The following is a 5,836-nucleotide window of genomic DNA, read 5'->3' as shown; positions in this document are numbered from 1 at the left end:
CGGTTATTGGTTGAGTCCAATACACTTTGTAGGGGCACGGCAATGCCGTGCCCCTACATGCGACGATAGAACTTTGTATTGCATCCAACTAAGAACGGCTATATTTGCGGATTTAACAGTAATGCATAAAATCCGCACTGCTTAAGTACCAAACCCGACTAAAATAAATACGCAACTCGCACTTCCACAGGAGTATCCAGTTGTGCAGCCAGATTTGTTAGGTTTAGAAATTACCAAAGGGGAACTTAGACGTTTGACTGGATTCGATCCAGATGATGTCTTTCGACCCTCGATTATCAAAGATAAAGAAAAACGATGGGGATTTTTCTTCAATGAAATGCTTGTGGCTTTAGCACTCACCCCGATAATTGTCGGGTTTATTTATGCATTTATCATTTTGCCGACAATTGGTTCTTCGATTTTAATCGGAATCAGCTTACTAACTATCGTACCAATTACCGTGCTATTTGGACGTTGGTTGTGGCGACGAAAAACCTGTCCTCAAGCACTGACAATACTTTTAGATGAAGTTGATAAATATCATGGAGTTATTCAAGCAATAGATATTAACGATCAACTGGCAACATCTGGGAATGAAAGTACTATCAATGATAGAGACAATGTTATCGCGGCTTTGCAACTTATTAGAGAAGATTTAGTTCGCGCTCTGAAAACAGAGCGAATTTTGCGAGATAATAAAAAATTACTGGCAAATAACCAAGAGTTATTTGTGAATAATTTAGCGAATCTGCAAGCTTTACAAGTTAGTAGTCAAGCAAGCGAATACGCTCAACTTCTTAATGAATCATTGCAGATTGCCGTTGAGGTACAAGCCGAGATAAGAAAGTTACATTCTTCTAGTTGATTTTAATGAGCAAAAAACCAAAAATAATTGTATTGGATGATGACCCTACAGGTTCTCAAACAGTCCACAGTTGCTTGCTGCTGATGCGCTGGGATGTGGAAACTTTACGCACAGGTTTACAGGATGATTCCCCAATATTCTTTGTACTAACTAATACAAGGTCGCTACCTCCAGAATCAGCCGCATCCGTAACTAAAGAAGTTTGCCATAACTTAAAATTAGCGTTAAAAACTGAAGAAATTAACGATTTTCTGATTGTAAGTCGTTCAGATTCGACTTTACGCGGACATTACCCCATTGAAACTGATGTTATTGCCGCTGAACTCGGTCCGTTTGATGCTCATTTTCTCGTACCCGCGTTTTTTGAAGGAGGACGCATCACCCGCGATAGTATACATTACTTAATTATCGATGGCGTACCCACTCCAGTACATGAAACTGAATTTGCCCGTGATTCGGTTTTTGGCTACCATTACAGTTACTTACCTAAGTATGTAGAAGAAAAAACTCAAGGACGTATTAAAGCTGATGCAGTAGAAAGATTTTTACTTGCCGATATTCGTGCTGGTAGTTTAGAAAGGCTGATGAAACTCACTGGTAATCAGTGCGCTGTCGTGGATGGTGAAACTCAAGCTGATTTAAATCGCTTTGCCCAAGATGTGCTGAGTGCAGCAAGTCAAGGGAAACGCTTTTTATTTCGCAGTGCTGCGAGTATTTTAACTGCTTTGGCGGCATTACCGACCCAAGCGATCGCCCCCGAAAATATGGCTGCTTATGTACGTGGAAGTAAACCCGGTGCAGTTATCGTCGGTTCTCATGTCAAAAAAACGACTCAGCAGTTAGAAAAATTATTACAAGCAGACGGTACACTAGGAATCGAAGTCAATGTACAGCGATTGCTTGATGAGTCAAATCAATCTGCTACACTACTATCGGAGATTCTTGAAAGTACGCAGGCAGCACACAACGCGGGAAAAACCCCAGTAGTTTATACCAGTCGTCAGGAACTTTCTTTTAAAGATGTAAAAACACGGTTAGACTTTGGAGAAAAAGTTTCCAGCTTATTAATGGATATTGTCCGGGGTTTACCATCTGATATAGGATTCTTAATCAGTAAGGGTGGCATTACCTCAAACGATGTCTTAAGTAATGGTCTAGCTTTGACAACAGCGCGTTTACTCGGTCAAATTTTAGCTGGTTGTTCGATGGTGATTACTCCATCCGATCATCCGCAGTTCCCTAACTTGCCAGTGGTGCTATTTCCCGGTAATGTCGGTGATGCTGATGCTTTGGCTACTATATATCGAAGATTAAGTAAAAATACTGAGTGAGGATGTTGTTGCCTACAACTAATCTCAAATATAGCAATTATCCTTTCATGATGAATAAGAGCGTATTTGTAGGGACAATTCATGAATTGTCCCTACACGAGCGCTCGCTCATGTATTGTACACAACTCTTGACCGCTATATTAGACTTGTTGCATTTATTTCGGCAAAGGGCAAAGCGAAAAGCAAGAAAGCGATAAGAAAAACATGCCCTTTTTTGCTCACTCATAGTGTAAAAATCAATGAATGCACTCTTACTCGCAAAGTTCAAAACAAAGTCTAAAAATCCCCACTCCCCACTCCCCACTTTCTACTCCCCACTCCCCACTTTCTACTCCCCACTTTCCACTCCCTCGTCTTTGGCTGGTGTTGCATGACTGGTGATTATGCTATCTCCGATTTAAATTCTGCTGAAAATAACTCTGATGTCGAGGCAAATTCTACTTCAGGTTATACAGAGTCAAATTCTGTCCTTCCCGATCCGGAAGTAGATTCTGTGATTGTATATTTAAAGTCGAATTCTACTCAAGGCGAAGATAAAGCAAATTCTATCCCAAGCGAGGATGTAGAATTAAAAGCTGTTCCCGATGTAAATTTCATTGAATCACCGTTGTCAGAGAACACGGTAAATAATAATATCCAAGTTCAGTGGAAAAGTGAAGCAGAAAGGCTGTTGTTAATTTTACCAACAGAATCGCAAGTGCCTCCCTCAGAAGTCAGCTGGTCTGAGATTTGGCAACAAATGAAACTGCGGTTAAAGGGTGGCGATCGCTTTCGTTTACCGAACACACCAGTGCATCTGGTAGCACGCGATCGCTTGTTAGATACTAGACAACTGCAAGAACTTGCCGAATCTTTAAATGAAGTTCAACTTCAGTTAAAATCAGTTTCTACCAGCCGTCGGCAAACAGCGATCGCTGCCGTATCATCTGGCTATTCTGTAGAACAAGTACAAGCTGAATCTACTCTAAATTTAGCCTCACAAACAGCCCCACAACCCCTAGCAGATGCCCTTTATCTGCAAATGACCGTGCGTTCCGGACACTTAATTCGTCACCCAGGCAGTGTAATTATCTTGGGAGATTTAAATCCAGGTGGTATTGTAGTCGCAGATGGAGATATTCTAGTTTGGGGTCGTCTACGTGGAATTGCTCACGCCGGTGCTGGTGGCAATCGCGAGTGTCTAATTATGGCTGTACAAATGGAACCTACCCAACTGCGGATTGCCGATGCTGTCGCTAGGGCACCCGAAAAATCCCCGTTGCAGTTTTATCCAGAAGTGGCACATATCACCCCCGAAGGAATTCGCATCTCTAAAGCAAGTGATTTTTCCCGCTCCCAATTAAATAAGATTTAAGGGGAAAGGGGAAAGGAATGGAAAAAAAGAAAATAGAAACTTTTGAGGATTTAAAAGTGTGGCAAAAAGGGATTGAGTTAGTCAAGCAAATATACTTAGTAACTAAAGATGGTGAACTGAGCAAGGATTTTGGCTTAAGAGACCAATTAAGACGTGCATCAGTATCAATCCCCACCAATATTGCAGAAGGCTTTGAAAGATATTCCCGTAAAGAATACTTGAATTTTCTCAATTTTGCTAAAGGTTCTGCGGGGGAAGTTCGTAGCCTTTTAAGAGTAGCATTAGAAGTAGGCTACTTAGAGCAAGAAGTTTACGCTCAACTTTATAGCCAAGCTATGGAGTTAAGTCGTATGCTATTTAATCAAATTCAATCCATAAATCAATCACTAAAATAATAAAACCTTTCCCCTTTCCCCCTCTTCCCTTTCCCCTTTCCCCTTTCCCCTTTCCCCCTCCCCTCGATCATGACTCGCATTATTGTTACAACCTCCGGTAAAGGAGGTGTGGGTAAAACCACAGTTTCCGCAAATTTGGGTATGACTTTAGCCAAAATGGGGCGTCAAGTAGCCTTGGTTGATGCGGATTTTGGTTTGAGAAATTTAGATTTGTTGCTAGGTCTAGAAAACCGCATTGTTTATACGGCGGTGGAAGTCCTAGCAAGAGAGTGTCGTTTAGAACAAGCTTTAGTTAAAGATAAGCGGCAGCCAAATCTAGTGCTTTTACCAGCGGCACAAAACCGCAGTAAAGATGCCGTCACTCCCGACCAGATGAAGTTATTAGTGAATGCACTGGCGCAGAAGTATCAATATGTATTAATTGATAGCCCAGCGGGAATTGAAATGGGGTTTAAGAATGCGATCGCCCCAGCCAAAGAAGCTTTAATTGTCACTACCCCGGAAATCGCTTCCGTCCGCGATGCCGATCGCGTAGTCGGGTTACTAGAAGCACAAGGCATCAAGCGGATTCATTTAATAATTAACCGCATCAGACCCGCAATGGTTCGGGCAAATGATATGATGTCAACTCAAGATGTTCAGGAACTTCTGGCAATTCCCTTGATTGGCGTAATACCTGACGACGAGCGCGTTATTGTTTCAACCAATCGCGGCGAACCTTTGGTATTAAGCGAAACTCCCTCTTTAGCTGCCACAGCCTTTGAAAACATTGCTCGAAGATTGGAAGGGGAAACAGTTGAATTTCTTGAGCTTGACTCATCCCCAGACAATATCTTCACTCGTTTGAGAAAATTGTTATGGACAAAGATTGTTTAATTTCCAGTCTTCGCACACCTAGTCGCAATGATTCTTGAATTTCTCGAAAGACTTTTTTCTCGCACTTCTGACACCAGTCGCACTCAAGTTAAACGTCGCTTGCAACTGGTGATTGCTCACGATCGCGCTGATTTAGATCCTCAGACCTTGGAAAAAATGCGGCAAGAAATCTTAGCAATAGTCTGTCGCTACGTAGAAGTTGAAATGGACGGCTTAGAGTTTTCTTTAGAAAGCAACGAACGAACGACAGCCTTAATTGCTAATTTACCCATCCGCCGAATTAAAGAAACTGTACCTAAGTTAGAAAGCAATGATAAGACTCAGTAATTTTATGGTTTATGATTTGTCCATTGATAGGAAAATAGCGCTTACAGCCTGACTAAATAAGGGATATGTCAACCTATTAAGTACAGGTTTTTTATCGTTATCACAATAATCATTTTCTTAACCCGATTTTTGGTTCGACTGCTATTCATACCCCATCGCTGCCTCTCAACCATGAAGAAATATTAATTACTATGCCAGTTTCTACTGCATCCTCTAAATTTTGGCTCAAAGAGTAAAAACAAGGTGTAAATATCGAGATTACATTGCGCTATAGAGGGTTTGGTAATTTTTGAAGGCTGACTCTTAGTGACTCAATTTTATACCACACTGTCAATACACAATTTACATAAATTATATAAACTACACAATTTTAAGAAGTTAAGACTTTATCAATATCTGGGAAAAGTTACGTAAAAATACTATCTTTATTGATGTTTTAATGATAATATTTCTCTGAGCATATAAGTATAAATACAAAGCTATTTGTCGGTATACCCATAATATTGCCGTTTGGCGGGCTTATACTTCCAATTTTCCTCGGCAATGTTATGCTTTTAATACCTATAATGCTTGTCACGCCTAAATTACTAGTACAGGGTGGCGGAAATAAACCGACCATTTTTGTGAGAGACTAAGCAAGAAGGGTCAAAACCCTTATGGGTAGTTTTTAAGGAATCAAGGTGTGGCA

General features: G+C 40.9%; 7 protein-coding genes. All 7 read left to right on the top strand.

Translation table 11 applies throughout. The features are described 5' to 3' along the window. The first annotated feature begins 202 nt into the window (after positions 1-202). The 7 genes from AABK37_RS39975 to minE all read left to right on the top strand — a co-directional run bounded on the left by AABK37_RS39975 (position 203) and on the right by minE (position 5,148). Positions 203-865: a magnesium transporter gene (locus tag AABK37_RS39975; protein ID WP_089128431.1), complete on the top strand. Its 663-nt coding sequence runs from the start codon at positions 203-205 to the stop codon at positions 863-865. 5 nt (positions 866-870) lie between these two features. Continuing rightward, complete coding sequence (locus AABK37_RS39970) at positions 871-2,196, top strand: four-carbon acid sugar kinase family protein (RefSeq protein ID WP_432556939.1); 1,326 nt, start codon at positions 871-873, stop codon at positions 2,194-2,196. A gap of 243 nt (positions 2,197-2,439) precedes the next feature. Then, a complete protein-coding gene (locus tag AABK37_RS39965) occupies positions 2,440-2,577 on the top strand; it encodes a hypothetical protein (RefSeq protein WP_432556938.1) in 138 nt (45 codons plus the stop codon). Continuing rightward, on the top strand, positions 2,567-3,550 hold the full coding sequence (gene minC / locus AABK37_RS39960) for a septum site-determining protein MinC (protein ID WP_432556937.1): 984 nt from the start codon (positions 2,567-2,569) through the stop codon (positions 3,548-3,550). The genes AABK37_RS39965 and minC overlap by 11 nt, the downstream gene beginning before the upstream one ends. Positions 3,551-3,567: 17 nt before the next feature. Beyond that, positions 3,568-3,945: a four helix bundle protein gene (locus AABK37_RS39955; RefSeq protein ID WP_432556936.1), complete on the top strand. Its 378-nt coding sequence runs from the start codon at positions 3,568-3,570 to the stop codon at positions 3,943-3,945. A 69-nt stretch (positions 3,946-4,014) separates the two neighbouring features. Beyond that, positions 4,015-4,821 carry a septum site-determining protein MinD gene (gene minD, locus AABK37_RS39950; protein WP_432556935.1) on the top strand — a complete coding sequence of 269 codons (807 nt, stop codon included), beginning with the start codon at positions 4,015-4,017 and terminating at the stop codon, positions 4,819-4,821. Between the two features lie 27 nt (positions 4,822-4,848). Further along, positions 4,849-5,148, top strand: coding sequence for a cell division topological specificity factor MinE (gene minE / locus AABK37_RS39945; RefSeq protein WP_432556934.1), 300 nt, complete (start codon positions 4,849-4,851; stop codon positions 5,146-5,148). Positions 5,149-5,836: the final 688 nt, after the last annotated feature.

The organism is Tolypothrix sp. VBCCA 56010, from assembly GCF_050875635.1.
In the GTDB taxonomy this organism is placed as follows: Bacteria; Cyanobacteriota; Cyanobacteriia; order Cyanobacteriales; family Nostocaceae; genus Hassallia.
Note: the sequence above shows the minus strand (reverse complement) of the source record. Positions and strands in the feature narration are given on the sequence as shown.

Excerpts from the sequence above, each read along its gene's own strand:
- AABK37_RS39970 (WP_432556939.1), top strand. The coding sequence starts at position 871 with ATGAGCAAAAAACCAAAAATAATTGTATTGGATGATGACCCTACAGGT.
- AABK37_RS39965 (WP_432556938.1), top strand. The coding sequence starts at position 2,440 with ATGCACTCTTACTCGCAAAGTTCAAAACAAAGTCTAAAAATCCCCACT.
- minC (WP_432556937.1), top strand. The coding sequence starts at position 2,567 with ATGACTGGTGATTATGCTATCTCCGATTTAAATTCTGCTGAAAATAAC.
- AABK37_RS39955 (WP_432556936.1), top strand. The coding sequence starts at position 3,568 with ATGGAAAAAAAGAAAATAGAAACTTTTGAGGATTTAAAAGTGTGGCAA.
- minD (WP_432556935.1), top strand. The coding sequence starts at position 4,015 with ATGACTCGCATTATTGTTACAACCTCCGGTAAAGGAGGTGTGGGTAAA.
- minE (WP_432556934.1), top strand. The coding sequence starts at position 4,849 with ATGATTCTTGAATTTCTCGAAAGACTTTTTTCTCGCACTTCTGACACC.